We start from the raw sequence: 1,209 nt of genomic DNA, 5'->3' as shown, positions 1-1,209 counted from the left end.
AAGCCAGACAAGGTAGTGATGACTATAATATTGGTAATATCTCTGCTCGAGTTTACCGACTAACAAATGAATCTCTTACCAAAGTCCCTGTTGCGGATTTGGCTGAAAAATACTGGGACAAACGATCCGTTGTTAGAGTGCGCCGAAACGGTGAGGTCTTGGCCAGCAACCCCAACATCAGGTTACAGCTAGACGACGAAATTCTAATTCTTGGCACCGCGGAATATTTCACAGAAATTCTTGCTGATGTGGGCCAAGAAATTACTCCGGAAAAGAATACTGATGCTTTAATCGATACCGCTCAAATCGTAGTCATCAATCCTGCTATCACAGGCAAAAAACTATCAGATATCAAGTTACCCCAGCAATACGGCGTGCTGCTTAAAAAGCTTACTCGCACGCGCGTAGAAATCCCATGTGATCCCGATATTGAATTAAAAAAAGGCGACATTCTTACCGTAACTGGTTTGGGTGAATACATTGACCTGCTGGGTAAGGACCTTGGGCACGTTGAACGTGCAATGATGGAAACAGATATGGTGACCTTTTCGTTCGGGATCGCTATCGGCGTATTGATTGGCTTGTTTGCCGTTAACATTGGTAACCTCTCGATTGGACTTGGTTCCGCAGGAGGCCTACTGGCATCCGGTTTAGCAATTGGTTATCTGAGGAGTGTGAAACCTACTTTTGGACGTATGCCTGACGCAGCTAGATGGTTTTTGATGGAGTTCGGTTTATTACTATTTATGGCGGGAGTTGGACTGCGAGCCGGCGCCGACATTATCGAGACGCTTGCAGCCGCAGGCCCAACATTAATTTTAGCCGGCATCGTGGTAACAACCGTCCCCATTGCTGCTGGTTACTCATTTGGACGCTTGGTATTAAAGATCCACCCTGTTTATTTACTGGGGGGAATCACCGGTTCCATGACCAGTGGTGCATCATTGAGCGTCGTTACAAAGGCAGCAAACAGCAGCTTGCCCTCGCTTGGTTATACTGGAGCCTATGCTTTTGCAAATGTTTTACTAACAGTTGCTGGCAGTATCATACTTTATTTTTAGTTAACGAGACTTCCAAAAACGTTTCTGCAACCACCAGAAGGGAAACTCAATGCGAGTTATCCCTAAGACTTATTTTTATCCACTTTCAACAATAAGGCCGGCAAAAAGAGGAAGTTACAAATTAAGGCGATCGTGATGGTAATCTCCA

1 protein-coding gene is annotated in these 1,209 nt (G+C 45.2%); it reads left to right on the top strand.

Annotated elements, in window-relative coordinates; all coding sequences use genetic code 11:
* A partial coding sequence (locus tag A3739_RS13360) for a TrkA C-terminal domain-containing protein (RefSeq protein WP_231877077.1) occupies positions 1-1,061 on the top strand: 1,061 nt, incomplete at its 5' end.
* Between the last annotated feature and the right edge of the window lie 148 nt (positions 1,062-1,209).

The sequence above is a fragment of the Oleiphilus sp. HI0067 genome (assembly GCF_001635735.1).
The sequence above is the reverse complement of the archived record's forward strand: the minus strand, read 5'-3'. Positions and strand labels throughout refer to the sequence as shown.